Source organism: Bengtsoniella intestinalis, from assembly GCF_039719005.1.
Lineage (GTDB): Bacteria > Bacillota > Clostridia > Oscillospirales > Oscillospiraceae > Oscillibacter > Oscillibacter intestinalis.
Map to the genome: position 1 here is coordinate 1277416 of NZ_CP133584.1, position 24403 is coordinate 1301818.

Consider the following 24403-nt stretch of genomic DNA (forward strand, 5'->3'; position numbering starts at 1 on the left):
CATGGATATTAAAGCATTACTGGCGCAAGTGAAAAGCGGTGAACTGGATATGGACACCGCTGAACAACAGCTGAAAAACCTGCCCTATGAAGACTTGGGCTATGCCAAAATCGACCACCACCGCAAACTACGCAGTGGCTTTCCAGAGGTGATTTTTTGCAGTGGCAAATCCATGGAACATTTGGTGGGGATTTATAAAAGTTTTTATGACCGTGACGACGATGTGCTGGGCACCCGTGCCAGCCAAGCCCAATACGAAGCCGTGGCACAGGTGGTGCCTTGTGTAGAATACGATCCTCTGTCCAAAGTTTTAAAAATCCACCGCCATCCTTTGGAGCAAGTGGGTCTCATCTCTGTGTGCACTGGTGGCACCTCTGACATTGCCGTGGCAGAAGAAGTGGCGCAGGTGGCAGAGTATTTTGGCAGCAAAGTCAACCGTGTATATGATGTTGGCGTGGCAGGCATCCATCGTCTGTTTGCCAAATTAGATGCCATTGAAGCCGCCAACTGCATCGTAGCCATTGCAGGCATGGAAGGTGCCTTGGCTGGGGTGCTGGCTGGTCTGGTGTCCAAACCTGTCATCGCCGTGCCCACTTCCATCGGCTATGGCGCCAGCTTTGGGGGCTTGTCCGCGTTGCTGACCATGCTCAACTCTTGCGCAGAAGGGGTGTCAGTGGTGAACATTGACAACGGCTTTGGCGCTGGCTATATCGCAACCCAAATCAACAAATTGGCGAGCAAATGAGATAAAAAGAGGAGAAATTCCCATGAAAGAACAAATTTTATACCTAGAATGTTTCAGTGGCATCAGCGGTGACATGAGTGTGTCTGCCCTGCTAGACTTGGGGGCTGACGAAGCGGTTCTCCGTGCTGGGCTAGAAAGCCTACAGGTGGATGGCTATGAAATCGCCATCAGCCGTGCCCAAAAATGCGGCATCGACGGCTGTCATTTTGATGTGAAACTGGCATCGGAACAAGAACACTGCCACCATCACCATGAACATGACCACGACCATCACCACGACCACGACCATCACCACGACCACGACCATCACCACGACCACGACCATCACCACGACCACGACCATCACCATGAACATGACCATCACCATGAACATGACCATCACCATGATCACCCCCACGTTCACCGCAACATCGGGGACATTGAAACCATCATTGATGGTAGCGCTTTGACCGCTCATGCCAAAGACCTTGCCAAGAAGATTTTCGGCTATGTGGCTCGTGCCGAGGCCATTGCCCACGGCTTGCCCATGGAAGAAGTCCACTTCCACGAAGTGGGTGCGGTAGACTCCATCGTAGACATTGTGGGCGTTGCCATCTGCATAGACAACTTGGGCTTTGACAAGGTGGCGGTGTCCACCATTTACGAAGGCCAAGGCTATGTCCGTTGTCAGCATGGGGTGATTCCTGTGCCTGTGCCTGCGGTGGTGAACATCGCCAAAGAGGGCAACATGGCCATGCGCATCACCGACAACCGTGGCGAAATGGTAACCCCCACTGGCATGGCCATTGCGGCGGCATTGAAAACCGAAGCCACCTTGCCAGAGACTTACACCATCCAAAAAATCGGCATCGGCACTGGCACCAAAGATTTCAAGCAAGCCAACATCCTCCGTGCCATGGTCATCGAGGCAGACGCCACCCCAGAGCAAGTCACCGTGCTGGAAACCAACATCGACGACGCCACTGGGGAAGCGCTGGCCTTCGCCATGGAACAGCTGTTGTCTGCTGGGGCGAAAGATGTGTTTTTCATTCCCATTTTCATGAAGAAAAACCGCCCCGCCACCCTGCTGAGCGTCATCTGTGAGAGCACCGCTGTGTCCACTATGGAAGACATCATCTTCACCCATTTGCCCACCATTGGCATCCGCAAAACCACTGCCAATCGTACAGTCTTACCCCGTAAACTGGTAACCATGGACACCTCATTTGGTGCCATCCCCTGCAAAGTCGTCACCCACAATGGCACCCAAACCGCCTATCCAGAATACGAAGCCGTGAAGGCATTGTGTTCGGATAAAAAGTTGCCATTTGACACTACATTTGCAAAAATCAAAGGCGAATTGGTATAATCAATAGCGCAATTACCGTTAAAGAGACTTATAGGATACCTTTTTTTGTAGGGGAGCGCAGTGCGCTCCCGGCGGCAGTAGCTTGAAAATTGTAAAAATGTCGGGCGAATTCGTAACATTCTACGAATTCGCCCGACATTTTGCATACAAATAAAGCTTGCGGCACGGGAGCGCACTGCGCTCCCCTACTAAGGCCGTGAGTTCTTTGCACAATTTTCGTTTTTATATAGCGTCTTTTTTACGCTTTCCTTACAGCCAGTTGCCCAGCAAATCCATGGCGGCTTCGGTCAGCGCCATAGAGCCTTCTTCGTAAGTGGCAATGTCGCCCAAGAAACCAGCTTTGCCTTGGCTATCGGCCACGGCTTCTTTCAATTGGGTGAACACTTCACTTTCCCCATAAATGCCATAGTCATAGCCGTCTAAGGGAATATCATAGTCAAGGCTCAACAGACCCAAGTGTTCCAATTCGGTCAAAAACAGACGCACTTGCTCCAGTTCCATCCGAGAATGGTGGTCGCCTTGGATGAAGGCAGGGCCAAAAGCACCCATTTGGAAGTCAGATTCTTTGCTACTTTTCACCACGTACCGTGCCACAGGCAGGTAACAGCACTGTGCCATTTGTTGGAGAAATGTTTTTTGGGCATCGCTCAAAGGTTCTTGGTTATAGGTGTACATAGGGGTTGCTTCTTCATGACCACCACAGCCACAGCCTTCCCCATGGGCATGGTCGTGACCACCGCAGCCACAGCCTTGGGTTTCTTTGGATTCATCGTGACCGCCACAGCAGCCACCGTTACAGTTACAGCTCATTATATAGTTCCTCGTTTTCATAAGTTAGTTTTATTTAACCTATTTTATCAGCTATAACCGCCATTGTCAATGGCATTTGCAACCATTGTAATCGTTCACAAATTCTTCTCTAACGTCACCAACAACTTCTCTGCCATAGCATATGTAGCGGCAGAGAGTGCTTCTAGTAGTTGGTGCAGACAGGGGTCTGTGGTACCATCGGCGCTACGGGCATAGTTCATCCCACCACAGGCTTCCGCATGGTATCGCTGGCGTAAAGTTTCGCACCACGCCTCCTGCTTCATCTGCCCACAGATGACATTGGATTCATAGCACTTGCCTGTGATGAGATAGTACACCGCCATGAGCCGCTTGGCGTGCACCCCTTTTTGGTGGGCAAAGTCTCGTAGCATGGTGCGGCTGGCTGTGGGGGCACACCGCTGAAGTGCCAAATAATACCAACGATCACCAAGTTCTACTTCAATATACCCTTCTAACACCCCAAGCATCTCCATGGCGGCAGAGCCCATGCAACAAGGGTCGCTTTCAGCACCGGGCAAGGACTCTAACTTAGGGGTCATGGCGGTGGTTTTTGGTTCAGGATTGCGGATGCTGGGATATGGATTCAGTGTAGGGTCTACGCGCTGCCAAATGCGGTCATACTGGCGATAATCATAGGGCGTGGGGCTGGACATTGGGTTGGTCATGGTCTCTTGCATAAAAGCACCCTCCTTTTCTCTAGTATTGTATGCACAGCGGAAAAAATAGTGCCTGTCTCGGGAAAATTCCTGTGGCAAACCTTGCATTTTTTGACGAACAATGGTAAACTATATTGTTGTGTAACCCATTCTAAGGAGGCATTTATGCTAGAACTGAAAAACGTTTCCTTCTCAGTCACCGAGGGGGACGAAACCATAAACATTCTTAAAAATATCAATCTCACCATCAACGACCAATGTATGGTGGTGTTCACTGGCCCCAACGGTGGCGGTAAAACCACACTGGCCAAGGTGATTATGGGCTTGGTGCAACCCACAGGGGGTCAAATCCTCTACAACAGCACCGACATCACCCATATGGATATCACAGCGCGTGCCAAATTGGGCATTAGCTATGGCTTCCAACAGCCACCACGGTTTAAGGGCATCACGGTCCGCAAATTGTTGACCTTGGCTTCTGGACAAGCCACCCTGCCCCAAGACCAATGCTGTCAATATCTGACCCGTGTGGGTCTATGTTCCAAAGATTACCTTGACCGCGAGGTGGACATTTCCCTCTCTGGCGGTGAAGTGAAACGGATTGAAATCGCCACCATTTTGGCTCGTGGCGATGGCTTGATGATTTTCGATGAGCCCGAAGCAGGCATCGATTTGTGGAGCTTTGCTCGTCTCACCGAAACCTTCCAACAAATCCACACCAGCCACTCTGCCACCATGATTATCATTTCCCATCAAGAGCGGATTATCTCCTTGGCTGACCAAGTGGTGGTGCTCCGTGGGGGTGAAATCGGTCACAGTGGCACGGCGGAAGAAATGCTACCAAAAATCCTGCAAGACACCCTCACTGGCTGTCCTGTGATGAACCGTGGGGAGGCCGTGTAATGGAAGAATTGCAAACTGTTGACCAAGAATTATTAGAAAAAATAGCCGATATGCTAGGCAAGCCTGTGGGGGCGGTGAACATCCGCAAAAACTCTGGCTGTGCCTCTCGCCAGTCCACGGAAAACATCCAAATCACCAGCAAAACCGACAAAGCTGGCATCGACATCCACATCAAAGCTGGCACCGTAGGGGAAACCTGTTACATCCCTGTGATTATTACAGAGTCTGGTTTGAACGAAATGGTGTACAATGATTTTTACATTGGCGAAGGCTGTGACGTGGACATTGTGGCAGGCTGTGGCATCCACAACGAAGGCCACAAAGACTCTCGCCACGACGGCATCCACACCTTTTATGTAGGCAAAAATGCTAAATTCCGCTATGCCGAAAAGCATTACGGCAGTGGGGATGGCACAGGTGGCACCATTATGAACCCTCAAACCATTGTCTATTTAGAAGAAGGCGCGTCTGTGGTCATGGACACCACCCAAATCCGTGGAGTGGACTCCACCAAGCGTGACACCAAAATTGTCTGCGGTAAAAATGCAGAAGCGGTCATCACAGAACGCCTGCTGACCCATGGCGACCAATTTGCAGAGTCCAACATGGAGATTTTGCTAGACGGCGAAGGCGCCAAAAGTCGTGTTATTTCCCGTTCTGTGGGACAAGACAACTCTGTGCAAGTGTTTTACCCCCGTATGGTTGGCAACGCAGAATCCTTTGGTCACGTCCAATGCGATGCCATCATCATGGGCAACGCCAAAATCCGTGCCGTGCCAGAAGTGGCCGCCAACTGTATGGAAGCCCAGTTGATTCACGAAGCTGCCATCGGTAAAATTGCTGGCGATCAGCTCATTAAACTCCAAACCTTAGGCCTGTCTGCAGAAGAAGCAGAAGATTGCATTTTGCAAGGGTTTTTGGCATAAAATAAAATGAAAATAACCTAGTCAGTTGGGATGTATCGTCCTGACCGACTAGGTTATTTTTGCCCCTACGGGGCGGTCTTGCCAGACGGATGTCCCCCCCACCCCATCGTAGGGGCGCCCATTGGGCGTCTGTTTTCCGATTCACTCTAAATTGTTGTTTTGCCCCTACGGGATAGACCACTACCGTGGAGGCGTCCTACCGGACGGGTCACCTGCCGGTGGGGCATTCTTTTTTTGTCGAAAAAAAGAATCAAAAAACGATTTTTTCACGACGACTGCGGTCGAGTGAAAAAAGGGGCTTTTTACGGGGGTTCATCACTGGGATACTTTGGTTTTTTGAGCGGCACCGAGTGGCCTGATTTGACGCGAAGTATCCTTTCGGGCTTCGCCCTGTTGGGGAGATGCGGTTGAGATGGTGCCATTTCTTTGGTGTGCCTAGATTGGTGGGTATGGGTAGGTGCTGTGGCGCTGAGCGCCACCACCGTCATCCATCCCCCAGCGCCACCGCACCAACCGACGTCCACAGCCTTAGGCACCTCAAATGCGTGTTCCTATGTCCCCGTACGATAAACGTGCGGCAGCAATCAGCGTTGGTTCGCGCATCCCACACGATAAGCCGAACGGGTGTGAGAAACCCACCCAATAGCACCGCACCCACTCATACGCACCATCTGTATAAAATGGGAGCACGTGAGACGGCTGACCACAAGTGGTCAGCCGCCACGTGCAAGATTTTTGGTTACTTTGCATCTTTGCAAAGTAACGCCCGCGCGGCGAGCGCCCCCCCACGGGAGTGGGAAAAGTCTATCAAAAGAAAACTCCCTCAGGATTGGCGTTACAATAACACCAATCCCCCATCACCTGCATACACTACCACAGAGCGACAGGAGTGTGATAACGATGGCGTATTCAGACCGAGAGCTGTTGGCTCGTTTGATTGAATGTGAGGCAGGCGGCGAAGGGGACACAGGCATGAAGGCCGTGGCTGGAGTGGTGATGAATCGGGTGACCGTGTCAGGGGGCGAATACGCCCGTCTTGGCAAAGGCAGCATCCGCAACATCATTTTTCAACCCTACCAATTTGTCTGTGCCAGCGAAACAGAGGGTGGGGTTTATAATCCCCAAAACATCTACAACATGAATCCCACCCAAGTCCACTACGACATTGCCGACTGGGCCATTGCAGGCAATCGGCTCCCTGATGTGGCAGATTCGTTGTGGTTTTACAATCCCTTTAGCGCCTCTTGCAGAGCCCGTTTCCCATCAGATGTGGGATACTTACAAATCAAAATCGGCGACCACTGCTTCTACAATCCAACCAATGCCTACTACAAAACATGAGGGCACCTCTAAAAACCATGGAACGCAAACTGCCACAAATTTTGTCCTGATTTTTAGAGCTACCCACAATCTAACAAACCGAGGTGTGTGCTATGTATCAATCTATGCAACCAACCCAACATTGGAGCGCTGAGGTGCGCTCCTCCACCCACTTGGCCCCCGTCCAAGGGGAATTTGAACTGGACACCATCCCTGGCACCATGGGTGCCACCCAAGCTACCATTCCAGCCACCCAACCACCCCAAATGCACCACAATTTACCCAGCGAAGTGGTGACCAGTCCCATCACCGCCGACGAAACCTACACAGGGTCACTCAAAGCCATGCTGCTGAAAAACGTGGGGCACTACGTGGTGGTCACCTTTTTGGTGGGCACCCAAAATCCCGTGTCATGGGAGGGCTATCTCCACAGTGTGGGCAATGACTATCTGGTGATTTATCAACCCGACAAAGGACGCTATGTCTCTGGGGATTATTATGCACTGAAATTCGTGGAATTTTACGACAAGCAACAAACAGCCAGTGGCAATGTGGGCTATCGCCGCCGTGACGGCCAGCAAATGTGGTGATGGTCGAATAGGCTCTGCCTTTGGCATGATAGATTCTTTTGTCTGATAGACTTTCCCCCACTGCCGCAGAGGGGGGCTGCTGCCGCAGGGGCACCACTGCCGTGGGGGCTTTCTTCGCCTCCGCCCTTTGTAGGGGCGGCTAGTAGCCGCCCGTGGAAATCAATTGCAATTTGCTTCACCCTGTGGGATTTCTTTTGATAGACTTTTTCTCCACTCCGTGGGGGGGCGCTCGCCGCGCGGGCGTTACTTTGCAAAGATGCAAAGTAACCAAAAATCTTGCACGTGGCAGATGACCACGCGTGGTCATCTGTCTCACGTGCTCCCATTTTATACGGATGGTGGGTATGAGTGGGTGCGGTGCTAACGGGGCGTCTGGCTCACACCCGTTCGGCTTTTCATGTGGGATGCGCGAACCAACGCTGATTGCTGCCGCACGTTTGTCGTACGATGACATTGTACCACGCATTTGAGGTGCCTAAGATTGTGGACGTCGGTTGGTGCGGTGGCGTTGGGTGGGCGCTGACCTGCGGTCAGCTTGGTTTATATGCAATGATGTTCCTTGTAGGGGCGACCTGCGGTCGCCCGTGTTACCCAACGCCACAGCACCTATACCATACCCACCAACCGAGGCACGCCCAAGAAATGGCAACATTTTTCTGCAACATCGCAACAGGGCGAAGCCCGACAGGATACTTCGCGTCAAATCAGGCCTCTCGGTGCCGTTCAAGAGAGCATGGCACCCCAGCGATGAGCCCTCGCATAAAGCCCCTTTTTTTCACTCGACCGCAGTCGTCGTGAAAAAATCGTTTTTTGATTCTTTTTGTCGATACAAAAAGAATGCCCCACCGGCAGGTGACCCCTGCGGTAGCAGACCGCCCCGTAGGGGCAAAACACAATTCAGAGTGAATCGGAAAACAGACGCCCAATGGGCGCCCCTACGATGGAGTGGGGGAACGCCCGTCTGGCAAGACACCACCCCGTAAAGGCCATAATCTCCCACTTGACAACCAAAACCCAAAGTGCTATGATAACATTAAGATAAAAGGCTTAGAAAAGGACGCAGTTGATGTTGCCACACCAGAGAGAAATTGCCTTGGCTGTAAGCGATTTTTGTGGGAAACCCAACCTTGCCACCACCTTGGAGCCGCCTGCCCAACGGAGGGATTCCCTCCTAGTAGATCAGGACGGGACACTCCCGTTACAGAGTACACGAGCGACCGTGATTGCATCACGGTAAGCAGGGTGGAACCGTGGTATTTGACATATCACCCCTGAATTATCAGGGGTGGTATTTTTTTAGGTAAAAAGTAAGAAGTAATAGTGAATAAGTAAGGTGTGCCTGCGGCACGAATTTTAATCCGTCGCCTTTGGCGACACCTCACCTATTCACTCTTCACTATTACTTATTACTTCAATCTCCGCCCCAATTTTAAGGAGGAACATCCCATGAGCGAAGACTTATACACCTTTGAAAACCCCGAATTCCGCAAGACTTATTGGCACACCTGCTCCCATGTGTTGGCACAAGCTGTCAAGCGTCTTTGGCCTGACACTAAGCTTGCCATCGGCCCTTCCATCGAGAACGGTTTTTACTACGATTTGGACTCCACCGAAACCTTCACTGGTGACGATTTAACCAAAATCGAAGCAGAAATGCGTAAAATCTGCAAGGAAAAGTTGAAATTAGAACGCTTTGAACTGCCCCGTGCAGAAGCCATTGCCTACATGGAAGAAAAGGGCGAACCTTACAAGGTGGAGCTAATTCAAGACCTGCCAGAAGACGCCCACATCAGCTTCTACACCCAAGGGGAATTTACCGACCTATGTGCTGGCCCCCACTTGGACTCCACCGTCCGCATCAAAGGCAACGGCATTAAGCTGACCGCTTGCAACGCCGCCTACTGGCGTGGGGACTCCTCTCGCAAGCAATTGCAACGCATCTATGGCGTGGCCTTCCCCAAAAAGGACGAGCTGGACGCTTATATCAAGCAAGTGGAAGAAGCCCGCAAGCGTGACCACAACAAAGTGGGTCGTGAGCTGGAATATTTCACCACCGTTGACGTCATCGGTCAAGGTTTGCCCATTCTCCTGCCTAAGGGCGCTCGCACCATCCAACTCCTGCAACGCTGGGTGGAAGACACCGAGCAAGCTTGGGGCTATCAACTGACCAAAACTCCTTTGATGGCAAAGCGTGATTTGTATCGCATCTCTGGCCACTGGGATCATTATCAAGATGGTATGTTCATCATGGGCGACCCCAATGACGAAGAAAAAGAATGCTTCGCTCTGCGCCCCATGACCTGCCCCTTCCAATACCAAGTGTTTTTAAACCGCGCCCGTTCTTACCGTGATTTGCCCATGCGTTTGGGCGAAACCTCCACCTTGTTCCGCAACGAAGAATCTGGGGAAATGCACGGTTTGATTCGCGTGCGCCAATTCACCATCTCTGAAGGGCACTTAATCATCCGTCCAGAACAACTGGAAGAAGAATTTAAGGGTTGCTTAGACTTAGCAAAGTATATGATGGAAACCATGGGCTTGGCAGAGGATTGCTCCTACCGCTTCTCCCAATGGGACCCCAACAACACTGGTAAATACGAAGGCAATCCCGAACAATGGGAAATGGCACAAAGCGTCATGAAAACCATTTTAGACGACTTGGGCGTGGAGTATGAAATCGGCATCGACGAAGCCGCCTTCTACGGTCCCAAACTGGACATTCAATGCAAAAACGTGTTTGGCAAGGAAGACACCTTGATTACCATCCAAATTGATATGCTGTTGGCTGAAAAGTTCGGCATGGAATATGTAGACACCGACGGGCAAAAGAAGACCCCCTATATCATCCACCGCACCTCCATGGGTTGCTATGAACGCACCTTGGCACTGCTGTTGGAGAAATACGCTGGGGCTCTGCCCACTTGGATGGCACCTGAACAAGTGCGCATCTTGACCATCACCGACCGTGTGGACGACTATGCTTACGAGCTGAAAAAGAAGTTCACCGCCATGGGCTTGCGCGCTGAAGTGGACGACCGCAACGAGAAAATCGGCAAGAAAATCCGCGAAGGCCAACTGGAAAAAGTCCCTTATATGTTGATCATCGGCGATAAAGAAGCCGAAGACGGCCTAGTGGCCGCCCGTCACCGCGCCGAAGGCGACTTGGGCGTCATGTCCGCCGACGATTTCGCCGCTTTGATTAAAGAAGTGGTGGATACCAAGGCAACCAAATAAAACCCACCACGTGGGAACTAAAAACTAAGAGTGAAGAGTGAAAAACTATGGGGTAAGCACCGCTCCCCTATCGTTTTTCACTCTTTGCATTTAGCTTTTCACTTTTAGTCCTTAGTCCTTAGCTTTTTCATCCTTGTGCGTCGATTTGCTCTTTCAAATCGTTGAGATAGACCCATCGCTCCATCACTTCTTCTAAGGCTTTCTCTAGCAAATCATGTTTTTCTTGCAACTTTTGCAACTCCACATAGTCACTGCCACAATTCCCCATGGCGGTGGCGCAGTCTTCCAAGGCTTCCTCGGCATCTGCCATGGTTTGGTCGATGCAGTCAAATTCACGCTGTTCTTTGAAGGTGAATTTCAGCTTCTTTTGCCGTTCTGGTCTGGCAGATGTAGGGGCTGTGGTAGTCACCGTTTTGGGCGCTTGCGCTTCCTTACGCTTATCGTTGTAATCGCTCCAATTGCCCACATAGCGTTCAATGTGACCGCCATTTTGCACCTCAAAAATCTGCTCTGCCAGCTTGTCTAAGAACCAACGGTCATGGCTGACGGTCAAAATGGGACCAGGGAAACTTTGGAGGTATTCTTCCAAAATCGCCAGTGTGGTCACGTCCAAATCGTTAGTCGGTTCGTCCAACAGCAAAATATTAGGGGCGGACATCAAAATACTCAACAGATACAGCCGCCGCCGTTCCCCACCAGAGAGCCGTCCAATGGGCACAGATTGAAGCTCTGCAGGGAATAAAAACCGCTCCATCATGTCTTTTGCAGTGAAACTCCCTTGGTCGGTTTTCACCTCATCGGCAACATTGTGGATAAAATCATAAACCCGTTGGTTCAAATCCAACTCGCGCCCCTCTTGGGAGAAGTAGCCGATGCGCACCGTGGTACCACGGTCAATATACCCACTGTCAGGGGTCAAATCCCCCACAATCAAGTTCAAAAGAGTGGACTTGCCTGCCCCGTTTTGCCCCACAATACCAATGCGGTCACTGCGTAGCAAGGTGTAGGAAAAATTCTGCAAGACCTGCTTGTCACCAAAGGCTTTGGAAATGTCATCTAGCTCAATCACCTTCCGTCCCAAACGGCTAGAGGTGGCTGCCAACTGCACGCTATCGTCCACCACAGGGGCATCTTGGGCTTTCAGCGCTTCATAACGGTCAATCCGCTCACGGCTTTTGGTGGTGCGGGCACGGCACCCACGGGAAATCCATGCAAATTCCAATCTTAGCACCGCTTGGCGCTTGCGCTCAGTGGCAAACATCATTTCTTGCCGCTGTTCACGTAATTCTAAATACAACGAATAGTTGGCTTCATAGTGGTACAGCTTCCCTTGGGTCACCTCGGTGATGCGGTTGGCCACACGCTCCAAAAAGTAGCGGTCATGGGTCACCATCACCACAGAGCCAGTGAAACGGGTCAGCCATTGCTCTAGCCATGTGACCATGTCGCTGTCCAAATGGTTGGTGGGTTCGTCTAAAATCAGCACATCGCCGGGGTTTATGAGGGCAGTTGCCAGTGCCACACGCTTGCGCTGACCGCCAGACAAGGTGGTCACTTTGGCCTGTGGGTCTGGCACGCCCAATTTGCCCAGCATGGTCAAGGCTTCGTACTCGTTTAGGGTGCGAAATTCCTTGGGGAACGACGCAAACACCTGCTCTAGCACCGTGGCATTCTCATCCATATCTGGGTTTTGAGACAGAAAGCTGACCTGCACATTGGGGTCACGCAACACCGTGCCAGAATCAGGCTCAATGGTACCAGAGAGCACCTTCAAAAAGGTGGATTTCCCTGTGCCGTTGATGCCGATGATGCCCACTTTGTCACCAGCATTGAGATAGAAATTCACATCGTCTAGCAATTGACGACCGCCAAAGTTTAAGGCTATTTTTTCTGCAGATAAAAGCATTGATACTCTCCTTAGGATTGAAAAAATCCGTAATATGTGATACACTGTATCTATAAAATGACCATGATTGGGGGTACCTATGACCTATATTGTCACGGATGACCAACAGGGCTCTACGGTGAAAACTGTTTTAAAACACACCCTGCAGGTGTCCTCCACTACCCTCTCCCGTCTGAGACGACAAGAAGGTGGGATTTTGCGCAACGGCGCACCTGTGCGCACCATTGACACGGTATCCACGGGGGATGTGCTAGAAATTGCCTTGGGCGATGATGCCCCCATGGTGGGTGAAACCTGTCCCCTTCCTGTGGTCTACGAGGACGGTGCCCTGTTGGTGCTGGATAAACCAGCTGGCATGGCGGTGCACCATTCCACCTTGAACCCAGACACGCCAACGGTGGAGCAGGTTGTATTGGATATGGGTCTCCCCTTCCACGTTGTCAACCGCTTAGACAAAGGCACCACAGGGCTGATGGTGGTGGCAAAAAGCGGGTATATTCACAGTATTTTGCAACAAAAGCTCCATTCTGGAGACTTTCAGCGGACATATCTCGCCATTTGCGATGGCTGTCCCAGTCCTTTACAAGGGCAAATCAATGCCCCCATCGGTCGCAAGGACGGCTCTGCCATTGCACGCTGTGTCCGTGACGATGGGGCGGTGGCATTGTCGGATTACAAGGTGCTCTCTCACCATGATGACCGCTCATTGGTATGGCTATCACCCCAAACAGGGCGCACCCACCAGCTCCGTGTTCACATGGCACACTTGGGCTGTCCCTTGACTGGCGATTGGCTCTATGGCACAGAAAATCAGTCCCTCATCACCCGTCCAGCCCTCCACAGCGCCACCTTGACCATGACCCATCCCTTGACAGGGGAGCGGTTGGTTTTAGAAGCGGCCTTGCCAGAGGATATGGATAGACTAATAGCTCAGTGAAAAACTATCCGCTGCGGCGGAAATGGAGACGGGTTCTGTGTAGGGCGGGGGCTTGCCCTCACCGTTTCCTTCACCTTTCGTCTTTACACCGTCAACCCACCGTCAGCGGTTAACACTTGCCCTGTGACAAAACTGGCGTCTGGACTTGCCAAAAACGTCACAACCTTGGCAATATCCGCTGGGGTGCCAAGGCGACCCAACGGGGTTTCTTCCGCCAGTTGGGCAAGGGTTTCTGCCCCCAAAGAAGCGGTCATATCAGTTTCAATGCACCCCGGTGCCACGCAATTAACGCGGATGCCAGACGGTGCCAGTTCCAAGGCCAACGACCGTGTCATAGCGATGATGGCACCTTTTGTGGCGGCGTAAGCCACCTCGCAAGAAGCACCACGCAGTCCCCAAATGGAGGAAATATTGATGATGGTGCCTCTTTTTCGTCCAATCATGGCAGGCAACACGGCGCGGATAGTATTGCGTGTGCCAGTGAGATTCACAGCCAACATACGGTTCCACAAATCGTCGTCCATATCTTGAAACAAACCTTGGTGCGCCATGCCAGCGTTGTTCACCAGCAACGACACCTGCCCCAAGGTTACATATATCTCTGCCACCATGGCCTCCACAGCGGTGCTGTCGGCAATGTCACAGCCATAGGTCATGGCAGTGCCACCGTTTGCAGCGATGCTGTCCGCCACTTCTTGCGCCAAGGTCTGGTTGGTTTGGTAATGGACGCAAACATCATATCCGCGGTGACCTAATTCCAACGCAATGGCACGGCCAATGCCACGTGAGCCCCCTGTGACCAATGCGATTTTTCCCATAAACTGTCTCCTCAATGATTCGTTTTTAATATTGTATCAAAAAAACAAAAAAATTGCAAGAAAAGTGTTGACAAATCACCACAGATGATGTAATATATTCCTTGTCGCTACGGTACTTCTGTACGACACACATAGCCATGGACGCTTAGCTCAGCTGGCTAGAGCACCTGCTTGACGTGCAGGGGGTCAGCGGTTCAAGTCCGTTAGCGTCCACCAAGATAAAAAAACGACAGCCTATGGCTGTCGTTTTTTTATCTTGGTGGATTTGCCTTGTATTCATTGTAGATTTTGCTATTTCATGAGATTTTACGTCACTTTACACCCTGCGATTTCGGTCAGGGCAAATTGATTTTATTCGAAGGGGCTCCGCCCCCTCGAGCTCCCCCACGGTGGGGTGGGTTGGCAGATAGCATCTTTTTATCGTGGTGAATTTGCCTTGTTTCACAGGCTTTTTCCGGGATTGATTGAGCTCTGTTAATCTGTTCCAATTCCCCCCATATTTTATTGCTTTTTACAAAATAAGACGATATAATAGGATTATATATCTTGCTAGCAATATAGAAAGAAGGGTTTTTATGCACGGCAAAAAAATGTTAGTTACAACTGATTTACCTGTTTCGGCAGCCAATGAGGACTTTTTTGAGGTTGAAAAGTATATATCTGGTCTGGGCTCTTTTATCTGCGAGTGCGAAACCCCTATGACCATCGCCATCCAAGGAGATTGGGGTACAGGAAAGACCAGTTTCATGAATTTAATTCGCAATAATATTGACCACGCTGTTGTACCTGTGTGGTTTAACACATGGCAGTTTTCTCAATTTAATTTAGACGATCAGCTTCCCATTTTGCTACTTACCGCCTTGTCCAAGAAATTAGATGCAGGACAAAAAGAAGTCTTGGACAAATTCATCAATACGCTTATCGCAGTGAGCAATGCCGCCGTCTCTAGTACATTGAACGTGGATCTCAAAGGGACAGCCGAAGCATTCACCGCCAAAAATGCCTTTGATACCATTGAAGAGCTGCGTGATACATTCCAACAGAGCATCAAGAGCACCATCACAAAAAGCAAAGGAAAAGACCGTGTGGTCATTTTTGTGGATGATTTGGATCGCCTGAACCCCAAAAGAGCCATCGAGATTTTAGAAGTGCTCAAGATTTTCTTAGATTGCAAAAATTGTGTGTTTGTCTTGGCCATCGACTATGATGTGGTGTGCAAAGGGGTCGGTATGAAATATGGCGACCAAATGAGCGAAGACAAAGGCAAGAGTTTCTTTGATAAAATCATTCAAGTCCCCTTTAAAATGCCCGTCACCCAATATAAAATTCAAAAATATGTGGACGCATATCTCAACAAAGTAGGCATTCATGGAGGGGATGTAGCTCTTTATGAGTCTTTAATTGGCAAGTCCATTGGGTGCAACCCCCGTGGCATGAAACGTCTATTTAACGCCTATTTACTGTTGCAAAAAGTCCACGCATCCGACTTGAGTGGCGAGGGGATGCAACGTGCCCTCTTCGCTTTTCTCTGCTTGCAAATGAGCTATGAGGCCGTTTACAATTTGATTTCCAGCTCCAAGGACACCTATTTTACCAAAGAGATTGTGGAAGTCATTGCCCGTGAGGCAAAATTAGCAAAAAATTCCCACGGCAACATCCCCATCTCCAGTGAGTCCAACGACTTATACGAAGAGATTAAAGCCATGTACCCCTCCACCGCAGATGAGAATGAAGCGTTATCCAAAATCCAACCCTTTTTATACCACCTTTGTGATGCCATCACCGATGATAACGACACCCTCTCTGATGAAGAATATCAAAAGGTTTGTGCCATCATCAGCATTTCAGAGACAACTGTGGGTGTGACAACCAAAGTGGCTGCTCCTATGGTTGGTGCCAAAAAAGTAGTTTATGTACTAAACGTCATTCAAGAGATTTATCAGTCTTATCAAGAAAATGGCTCCCACTTTAAAATGAACGAAGCATGGACCAAGGCACTTGCCACAATTGCCTCACGAGAGAGCGTGACCTCCAGCACAATTTCGGATAAATGCTGTCGTCAATTAAAGTTAAGCGCGACACAGTTCCAAGCCAATACACAGGAATTAATTGACACCTACACCCAATGTGGTTCTATAAATTCCATCAAACATTGCGCACTTTTTTCTATTATTCTGGAAAACAACAGCAAAACGCTGGATGAAACTAAATTGCTAAACGCCTTTCAGGGCATCTTTTCTTAATACCTCTCACAAAATTGAGCAATACAAAACCTAAACTAAACTCAAAAAAAGCCGTGCAGAACAAGCTGTACTGACCCCCAAACGTTAGTCCTAAAAATCTAACGATTGGGGGTCGTTTTACGCTCACGTGGCTTGACTACATTGGTACCATAGACAGACGAAAACCCGATGCAAAAAAATTGCATCGGGTTTTCGTCTTGGGTGCGTTCTGTGTTTTAGGGTTTTAGCCTAAGTAACGATACAGGAAGGTCACAATTGCGCCACGGTTGCAGGTGGTGGTGGGTTGGAAGGTGCCATCGGAGTAACCGGTGGTGATGCCTTCGCTGACTGCCCACAGCACTGCGTCGTAGTAATATGCGCCGTCTGCTACGTCGGACAGAGCGGTGCCAGGGGTTTCTGGTTCGCCAGCCAAGCGGTACATAAAGGTGACGATTGCGCCACGGTTGCAAGTGCTGTCGGGACGGAAGGTGCCGTCGTCGTAGCCAGTGGTGATGCCGTTTTCAACGGCCCACAGCACTGCATCGTAGTAGTAAGCGCTCTCGTCCAAATCGGAGAAGGGATTGTCCATGGTGGCTTCTGGTTCCCCAGCGGCACGCCACAGGAAGGTCACAGACTGTGCACGGGTGCAAGTGCTAGTAGGACGGAAGGTGCCGTCGCTGTACCCAGCGGTGATGCCATTTTCAACAGCCCATAGGACTGCGTCGTAGTAATAGGCGTCCTCGTCCACGTCAGTGAACAGGGTTTCGGTTTCTTCTTCGCCATCTTCGGACACAAAGGTGACAGTCACGGTCACAGCGGCACCGGGTTGCTTGTAGCTATAGGTGCCGTCGCCGTTATCGGTGACAGAAACCTCACGACCAGAGGCGTAGGTAACGCTCACATCGCCAACCACATAGCCAGTATCGGGGTCGGTGGTGATGGTAACAGTTGCGTTCATCTTGTTTTTGCTAGAGCTGATAGACACGTCACCATTGTCGGTGGAAGCTACGCTGGAGGAATACGTAGAGGTGCCAGAGCTGGAGCTATACTCGGTGTAGGCCAGCGCATAGGTGGAGAATTTGCAAACGTGCAAGGTCAGAGACGTCTTATCCTCGCTGACTTCCAGATATTCGCCATCGCTATTTGCAGTGGTGGTGATTTCGTGAATGTCGTCCTCATGCTCACGGTAGATGGAGTAGCTGGCCTTGCCTTGATAGTCGGCAGGAATGGGAATGATGAACTCCACCAAGCCAGAGGTTTGGTTGTAGCCTGCAACATCAGAGCTGTTCACAGTTTTGGTCACATCAATGTCCAGATACATGGCGATATTGGAGGTTTTTTCTTCAATTTCGCTCACTGTGGTGGATGTTTGCGCCACGGACAGCTTGATTGCTACCACGTCTGTGGCATTGCCATAGTTTGCAGCAATGTCGTCCAATCCACCCACAACGATGTCGGGCGTACCCGCAGCAACTTCTAAGACGGAGCTGGTGTTGTATTGTGGCAAGGTGATGGTTACATTGGCATTGGCTGAAGAGATGTCAGCCAACTCGGTTTTGGTGGTGGCATCATAGGCCGCCACCACGTTGTACACGTCGGCAGGAATGTAGCTAAAGGCGTAAGCGCCAGTGGCATCGGTGACATCTGTGGCATACACGGTGCTGCCCTTGACCACAGTAATGGTCACGCCTTCCACACCAGTGGTAGTGCCGTATGCATACACAAAACCGCTGATGTCATGGACTTCTGAATAGACCGCTTCAAAGGCAACATCCTTAGAAGGTTGGGTGAAGGATTCACCTGCTTTATAGGTTTTGCCGTCGTAGCTCCAACCTGCAAACACTTCCGTTGCGCTCTTATCTGCGCCAGAGGAAATGACGATTTGTGCACCTGCTTGTGCGCGCATGGTGCTCTCGTCCCCGAAGGTGACGGTATAGAACGTTGCGCCTACGGTGTAGGTGCCGATGGTACCTACGCTACCAGTTTGACCAGCGATGCGGTAGTTGCTGCTACTGAAAATATCGACAGAAACGGTGTAGGTGCCACTGGCGGTGGGGACTACATAGGTTGTATTGCCAGCGGTATCGGTGTAGGTAACGGTGTATTTCTCAGCAGGATAGCCATCGGAGGCATTGACAGTGCCGTCTTCACCGATGGTGAAGGTGATGGGTGCCATGGAGATGGTGAAGCTGGTGGAGGGGTTGGAGAGGTCGTAGTTGGTGTTAACCTCAGCCAGGGTCACGGTGTAACTGCCAGCGGCTGTTTCGCTGTTCATGGAGGTATAGATGGTATCGCCCTCCAATGCACCCACAAAGGAAACGCTTGGTGCTTGGGGGTCTCCATCATACACGGCGGTGGTTCCTGTCCAGCTTGCCACGATGGATTTTGCGTTGATGGTCAAGTCGCCAGTATTTTCATAGGTGATGTCATAGTTGGTGTTTGCAATGACAGTTTCGCCGTTTTTGATAACAGGGGTGGCGGCGTTGACAGTTTTACCATCGGTTGCCACGTTTTTGTCACTCTCGGTGAGGACGATGCTGTCCAAGACTTCGCCTGTAATCAAGCCAACCACGGTGACATCGGTGGTTTCAGAGGAAATGGCGGTGCCGTAGGTCACCTCTTGGTCATGTGTGGTGATGGTCAAGGCTTTGGCGGTGATGGCCACAGTGCCAGTAGTGGCAACACCTGTGGTTGCCAAGGTATAGTACCCAGCTTGATCGCCAGAGAGGGCGGACACGCTGGCGACAGTGAAGGTGTCATCGTCTGCCGCGTTGGCAGTGGTACGGGTCAAGGTTGCGGTGGCGGTGACTTCGTCACCAGTTTCAATATCGTCACCCAACACGAGGTCGATATCAGAGAAGGTAGCGTTGCCATCGTATTCTTTCGTTACACCAGTTTCAATGGTTGCGGTGGTGATGGCTTTTTTGGAAAGGTTGATGGTAACAGTGCCTTCTTGGGCGGCCATATTGTCGCCAGCAGTGTACTTGGCGGTGATGGTGTTTTCACCGATGACCAAATCTTGGTCGCCAGTGTTGATGGTGAAGGTCACTTGGGTGCCAGAGGTGACAGTTTGTGGCTCGGTGATTTGGGTCGTGCCGATAAACAGAGCCATTTGGTTTGCGGATGGTTCTGCCAAAGACATGACCGCCAATACACTGTTTGCAACAGCAGTTGTACCTGTGGCCGTGGGGGTAACGTACACTTCAATGGTGTCGCCATAGGTGGGGGCATAATTGCTTGCAGTCACGCCGCCAGTGAATACGGTGCCAGATTGGACGATGGTGAAGGTCTTGCTTGCTTTGGGGTCAGCATCCGCATAGTTGCCACCTGTCATAGCGGTGATGGTGACGGTTGCGGTGCCAGCATCGATGTTGTCGGTGTAGCTGCAAGTGAAATCACCGCTGTCCAACGTCATACCATTATAAGTAACAGTAGGGATAGGTGTAATTGCGCTCCCTGTGAAGTATTGGTCGGCAATAGTCGCAATCATGGAATCGGCCAAATCCTTGGCATTGATTTCCACATTGCCAGTCACATCATCAGTTGCCAAGGTGTAATACCCTGCATCGGTGCCATCCAGAACGGTTGCGTTTGCAGTGAAGGTTTTGCTTGTGGCAACATCTGCATCGGCTGTGGTGCCTGTTGCAGTAGCGGTGACAGCATCGCCAGTCACATAACCACTGACAGTCAGCGTTACATCATCAAAATCTTCATCGCCGTCGTAGGTCTTGGTTGCGGTATTGTCGCCTGCGACAGTTGCGGTGAGTGCCGCCTTGGTCAAGTTAAAGTATACGGTCTTGCTGGTGCCGTTGGCATTATCGTCGCCACCCCAGCCGATGGTGAAGGCATCCGATGTGGTGCCATCAAAGGCGGCGGTGTTGGTGAATAAATCCTTGGTCACAGTGAACTCTAGCGTTGCAGTATCGCCCAAATTGATGTCAGTTACGGTTGCAACTGCTGTGGAGCCATAGTACAGCACCACGGTTTCATCGGCAAAGGTAAGCTCATCCACGCTCAAGCTCATCACGGAAAGACCATTGGACACTGGTGCAATTTCGGGGGTGTAGTCAATGTAGTAAGTCTCACCATAGACGATGTCCTCGCCACCTGTGAGGTAGGTTTTGGTATCATCTTCGGTGTTACCTGTGATGTTGCCCTCGCTATCGGCCTGATTGATGGTGAAGGTAAGAGATGCTTTCAAATCATCGTGATTGGGGGCAGATAGGGTATACCAAACGGTGTACTCGCCAGCATTGGTATAGCTAGGCAAGGTTGCGGTATAGTCACCATTTTCCGTGGTAGAATAGGTCACGGACAGGATTTGCCCATTGACCGTAGTGCCAGTGGGTGCAGTGATGGAGATAGCCAACCCAGTGTAATCCACAGCTTCGGTGGCGGTGGTGTTGTCTGTGATGGTGGCATTGGTGATGGTCACAGTGCCAGAATCCACTGCCATATCCTCATAGGTGGACACGCTATCAACAGGGGTGGATGTAAAGGTCACAGCCCAGTTGTACACGCCAGCATTGGCTTTTACGGTGGGAATATCCGTTGTGGTGTAAGTGGCACCATCAATGGTTAGGGTATAGGCGCCGTCCTCGGCCACACCACCCACGGTGGCGACATAGGTATCTTGGTCAAATGCCAAAATATCAGCCCATGTTTTGCCGTAGGTGCTGGAGATGGTATCACCAAATCCGTCAGAGAATACAATGTCCTGCACGGTCAAGGAGATGGTGCCTGTGGTGGATGCGTGGTTGGCTGCAGATAGTTCATAATAGACAGAGTAGGTATTAGCGGCAGTATAGCTCACGCTGTCCAAGCTATAGTCACCATTGCCATCCTTATATTTCACAGTCACTGCGCTACCATCCACTGTGGTACCAGTGGGTAGGGTAGGCAGGGTGGCCGTACCATCCAACAACACAACAGTTTGGCTGGTTGCCGTGGTGGTGTTGGTAATATCGGCAAGTGCCACTTCAAAGGTATTGCTGACGGAAGTGGTGCCATTGGAATAGGTAACGGTATACTCCCCTGCATCCTTCACGGTGGTGTTATTATCGCTGTCAGTAATGGTGACAGTGTTGTAATCTTCCACAGCCCAACCATTCGCAAAGGCGGTGAAGGTAACTCCACAAACGGTGGCATTGGCCTTGGTGATATCCAAGCTGGTGGAAGCGGTGTGTTCATTCCCAGTATAGACCAAATCACTGGGCACCACCACCATAGCATCGGTGGGTGCGGTGACCGTCAGGAGGCACTTATCCTGTGCAGTCCCAGGAATGGTGGTGCCTGCACCAAGGGCGGTTGTTTCATAAATGGCCAAAGCGCTTGAGGGGACAAGATTCCCTGCGGAGGTCAAAGTGCCGCCCTTTTCAACGATTAACTCTGAAAAATAAAATATTCCAACTGTGACCGCTGCGCCGTCTCCAATGGTAATGTTTGTTGCTTCTATGGCTTCTGTGCCTGTTACAGTCAACTTGATTGCACTGGTTTCCTCGCCACTGGTGTTGATGATTACATCTTCACTACCAGCATAGATTGCGTATTCTGTTGCTGTAATTGTACCATTTACATTGGTGAGTGTGACATCATAACCAGATGTATAAATACCCTCGCCGTTGGTGTTGGTCATGGTCAAATTGTCAATATCCGTCAATGTTGTGGTGTGCCCATAAATGCCGAAAGTACCATTTGCCGACACAGTCATGTCGGTGATGCCATTGAATGTCACTGCACCAGAACTATATATGCCAGTATTTGCTGTGCTGGTGACGGACAGGGCGCTCAAATTGTGTGCCGTGACGGCGCCATTGGTGCGGATACCTTCAGTAGAACTACAGATGGTAATAGAGCCTGCTGGGGAGGTATTCCCTGCATCGCCCAAGGCAATGGCACCATTCAATGTGTAAACCCCACGACTACCACTAGAGGTGATATTCAGGGCACCTGTGGTGCTCAATGTGATATTGCTATTGTCCCCTGCTTCAATGCCGTACCCAGCTGCGGAAATGGTGCCATCTACGCTACCGCCAATGGTCACAGAGCCAGAGGCTTGGATGCCATCATAGTCGGTGCTTTCAGTCACCTCTACATTACAGGTGCCAGTGCCGCCAATGGTCACATTGCCACCATTGCTCCAAATCCCCGTCTGTGTGGCGTTGATATCCACTGCACTATTGGTGATGGAAATGTTGCCACCAGAAGAATAGATGCCGTAAACTGCTTCACCATCTTGGACGCTCACGGTGCTGTCGGTGATGGTAACACTCGTGCCTTGTAACTGACAATCATCCTTTAATGTTAGGGTGCAGGTTTGAACACTCAAGGCACCATTGGCACTAATACCAGACGTTTCGCTTCCAGAGATGGTAAGGCTATCACTGGTGCTATCACCAGTGACGGTTAAACTTCCTGCGGAGATGAGGGATCCACCACTGGAACCATAATTAGCCACGATGGTGTTTGTCCCCGACAACACCAACTGGGTGATGTCGCCTGTTAGGAAATACATGTCTCCTTCGCTACCGCTAAAACTTGCGCCAAAGAAGGTAATGGTATCGGCATCATAATCAGAATCCGTGCTGGGATTGAACAGCACATAGCCATTACCAGCCGTATAGCAGGTGGCTTCCGTTGGTAGGGTAGTTCTAAAATCAAAGCCCACAGAGGTGATGTCACTTCCCTCTTTATAGTAGCTACCATTGACTTCAATCATCCCGCTGACAATGGTTTTGCCACTGCCAGAAACCTTGCTAAGATAGTCCTCATCAATGTACAATGTGCCGTTGTTGACAATGGAGCCAGTGACTGTGACATCATCAAAGATAGCATCAGTAAGGGTATCATCCAATTTCAGTTCATACCCACTGGGAATGGTCACGGTTGCACCAGAGGCGATGGTGAGATTGCATAGGCTCCCACTGTCTATGGAATTAACATTAGCGTAAGCATTCCTGCTAGAGAGCAGGGTTGTTAGGTTGGCATCCAAGGTGACAGCGCCAGAGAGGGTGCCACTGTAGGTGTGTGTGTTTGTGGTATCATTAAATTCATCCACCACTTGAAGCCCTACAATATTGCAATTTGTTTTGTTAAAAGCAGTAGCGCTGTCAAACATGACAGAATTGCAGACACCCTCTGGAATGGTGATGCTGATACCAGTAAAACCATAACCTTCTAAGTAGACATCATAACCAGCGGTGCTACTGATGCTTACATCAGGCTCCGTGATACTCAAGTTGCAGCGGGTCACCGCAAGCCCGTTACTTCCGCCTGTAATATCCATGGAGCCACTGAGTGTAGCGGTGTTGACTGTTCCGTCGTTGTAATTGTAAATATTTACACCATAGCCACTTGCGTTGACCGTTAATTTACCTGAGTTTTCGAAGGTCACAGATCCTGTTGCGTTCACGTCAATACCAGTGGCAGAGCCTCCGCTAGAGGTTGTCACAGACAAGGTGCCATCGCCCTTGAGGGTGAAATTTTTGCAATAAACTTGGATTGCTGCGGTGTATTCCCCCGTTGTGACGATGGTGTTGGTGCCAATAAGCACAATTTCAAGGTTTTTATCATAAGTATCTGAATCATCATAACTATAAAAATAAATCGCCTGCTCTATATCTTCGATGGTGGCGTTGCTCAGGGTCACGGTATACGTATCACCACTCGAGGTAACGGTGATGGTATCCTTAAAGTTGGTATCCGAAAATGTTCCAGTCCCTTCGCTGGGAAGAACTAACCCATTGTCACCAAGGTTGGTCACCGCACTGGCGGTGATGCTGAGCCCACAGGTGAGGGCGATTAGGAACATAGTAGTCAGGAGTGTGCGTCGTATCGTTTTCATAAATGCCTCCAGTAAGACGTTTTCTGTTGTGCAAGATAGGTCTTGCACCATTCGTATTTATTATTATATCACACATCCACCACAGTTCAACTATATTTAAAAAACTTTACTTTTTTAACATATG

The 24403-nt window shown here is 50.4% G+C and carries 13 protein-coding genes, 1 tRNA gene and 1 pseudogene; 10 read left to right on the plus strand and 5 right to left on the minus strand.

What is annotated here, in order from left to right; all coding sequences use genetic code 11:
* The first annotated feature begins 1 nt into the window (after window position 1).
* Window positions 2-745, plus strand: coding sequence for a nickel pincer cofactor biosynthesis protein LarB (larB, locus tag RFF05_RS06150; protein ID WP_409969491.1), 744 nt, complete (start codon window positions 2-4; stop codon window positions 743-745).
* A gap of 22 nt (window positions 746-767) precedes the next feature.
* Entirely contained in the window at window positions 768-2093 is a 1326-nt protein-coding gene (gene larC / locus RFF05_RS06155) for a nickel pincer cofactor biosynthesis protein LarC (protein ID WP_409969492.1), read from the plus strand.
* A gap of 249 nt (window positions 2094-2342) precedes the next feature.
* Here the strand turns inward: larC and RFF05_RS06160 are convergent, their stop codons facing one another.
* Window positions 2343-2903 (minus strand): hypothetical protein, encoded by a 561-nt coding sequence (locus tag RFF05_RS06160; RefSeq protein ID WP_409969493.1) that lies wholly within the window; start codon window positions 2901-2903, stop codon window positions 2343-2345.
* Window positions 2904-2998: 95 nt separating this feature from the next.
* Entirely contained in the window at window positions 2999-3601 is a 603-nt protein-coding gene (locus tag RFF05_RS06165; RefSeq protein WP_409969494.1) for a ferritin-like domain-containing protein, read from the minus strand.
* A 144-nt stretch (window positions 3602-3745) separates the two neighbouring features.
* On the opposite strand from RFF05_RS06165, the gene RFF05_RS06170 reads away from it, so the two are divergent.
* From RFF05_RS06170 to thrS, 5 genes and pseudogenes are all read left to right on the plus strand, one after another.
* Window positions 3746-4483: an ABC transporter ATP-binding protein gene (locus RFF05_RS06170; protein ID WP_409969495.1), complete on the plus strand. Its 738-nt coding sequence runs from the start codon at window positions 3746-3748 to the stop codon at window positions 4481-4483.
* A gap of 8 nt (window positions 4484-4491) precedes the next feature.
* The gene (locus RFF05_RS06175; RefSeq protein ID WP_409970089.1) at window positions 4492-5409 is read left to right on the plus strand and encodes a SufB/SufD family protein; all 918 of its coding nucleotides are present in this window, start codon (window positions 4492-4494) and stop codon (window positions 5407-5409) included.
* A gap of 900 nt (window positions 5410-6309) precedes the next feature.
* Window positions 6310-6750, plus strand: a complete 441-nt coding sequence (locus RFF05_RS06180; protein ID WP_409969496.1) for a cell wall hydrolase — start codon at window positions 6310-6312, stop codon at window positions 6748-6750.
* Window positions 6751-6842: 92 nt separating this feature from the next.
* Window positions 6843-7319: a hypothetical protein gene (locus RFF05_RS06185; protein WP_409969497.1), complete on the plus strand. Its 477-nt coding sequence runs from the start codon at window positions 6843-6845 to the stop codon at window positions 7317-7319.
* A gap of 1443 nt (window positions 7320-8762) precedes the next feature.
* Window positions 8763-10553, plus strand: a pseudogene (gene thrS, locus RFF05_RS06190) (threonine--tRNA ligase); the annotation flags it as partial.
* Window positions 10554-10680: 127 nt separating this feature from the next.
* Here thrS and RFF05_RS06195 read toward each other — a convergent pair.
* Window positions 10681-12459 carry an ABC-F family ATP-binding cassette domain-containing protein gene (locus RFF05_RS06195; RefSeq protein WP_409969498.1) on the minus strand — a complete coding sequence of 593 codons (1779 nt, stop codon included), beginning with the start codon at window positions 12457-12459 and terminating at the stop codon, window positions 10681-10683.
* Between the two features lie 79 nt (window positions 12460-12538).
* Between RFF05_RS06195 and RFF05_RS06200 the strand changes: the two genes are divergently transcribed.
* Window positions 12539-13396 (plus strand): RluA family pseudouridine synthase, encoded by an 858-nt coding sequence (locus RFF05_RS06200; protein WP_409969499.1) that lies wholly within the window; start codon window positions 12539-12541, stop codon window positions 13394-13396.
* A gap of 83 nt (window positions 13397-13479) precedes the next feature.
* On the opposite strand, the gene ymfI is transcribed toward RFF05_RS06200, so the two are convergent.
* Complete coding sequence (ymfI, locus tag RFF05_RS06205; RefSeq protein ID WP_409969500.1) at window positions 13480-14214, minus strand: elongation factor P 5-aminopentanone reductase; 735 nt, start codon at window positions 14212-14214, stop codon at window positions 13480-13482.
* A gap of 139 nt (window positions 14215-14353) precedes the next feature.
* On the opposite strand from ymfI, the gene RFF05_RS06210 reads away from it, so the two are divergent.
* Window positions 14354-14430, plus strand: a tRNA-Val gene (locus tag RFF05_RS06210).
* A 359-nt stretch (window positions 14431-14789) separates the two neighbouring features.
* The gene (locus RFF05_RS06215) at window positions 14790-16457 is read left to right on the plus strand and encodes a P-loop NTPase fold protein (protein ID WP_409969501.1); all 1668 of its coding nucleotides are present in this window, start codon (window positions 14790-14792) and stop codon (window positions 16455-16457) included.
* A gap of 223 nt (window positions 16458-16680) precedes the next feature.
* On the opposite strand, the gene RFF05_RS06220 is transcribed toward RFF05_RS06215, so the two are convergent.
* Window positions 16681-24279: an S-layer homology domain-containing protein gene (locus RFF05_RS06220; RefSeq protein WP_409969502.1), complete on the minus strand. Its 7599-nt coding sequence runs from the start codon at window positions 24277-24279 to the stop codon at window positions 16681-16683.
* Between the last annotated feature and the right edge of the window lie 124 nt (window positions 24280-24403).

Coding starts and splice junctions, on each gene's coding strand:
- larC (WP_409969492.1), top strand. CDS start 768: ATGAAAGAACAAATTTTATACCTAGAATGTTTCAGTGGCATCAGCGGT.
- RFF05_RS06185 (WP_409969497.1), top strand. CDS start 6,843: ATGTATCAATCTATGCAACCAACCCAACATTGGAGCGCTGAGGTGCGC.
- larB (WP_409969491.1), top strand. CDS start 2: ATGGATATTAAAGCATTACTGGCGCAAGTGAAAAGCGGTGAACTGGAT.
- ymfI (WP_409969500.1), bottom strand. CDS start 14,214: ATGGGAAAAATCGCATTGGTCACAGGGGGCTCACGTGGCATTGGCCGT.
- RFF05_RS06180 (WP_409969496.1), top strand. CDS start 6,310: ATGGCGTATTCAGACCGAGAGCTGTTGGCTCGTTTGATTGAATGTGAG.
- RFF05_RS06220 (WP_409969502.1), bottom strand. CDS start 24,279: ATGAAAACGATACGACGCACACTCCTGACTACTATGTTCCTAATCGCC.
- RFF05_RS06165 (WP_409969494.1), bottom strand. CDS start 3,601: ATGCAAGAGACCATGACCAACCCAATGTCCAGCCCCACGCCCTATGAT.
- RFF05_RS06170 (WP_409969495.1), top strand. CDS start 3,746: ATGCTAGAACTGAAAAACGTTTCCTTCTCAGTCACCGAGGGGGACGAA.
- RFF05_RS06195 (WP_409969498.1), bottom strand. CDS start 12,459: ATGCTTTTATCTGCAGAAAAAATAGCCTTAAACTTTGGCGGTCGTCAA.
- RFF05_RS06160 (WP_409969493.1), bottom strand. CDS start 2,903: ATGAGCTGTAACTGTAACGGTGGCTGCTGTGGCGGTCACGATGAATCC.
- RFF05_RS06200 (WP_409969499.1), top strand. CDS start 12,539: ATGACCTATATTGTCACGGATGACCAACAGGGCTCTACGGTGAAAACT.
- RFF05_RS06215 (WP_409969501.1), top strand. CDS start 14,790: ATGCACGGCAAAAAAATGTTAGTTACAACTGATTTACCTGTTTCGGCA.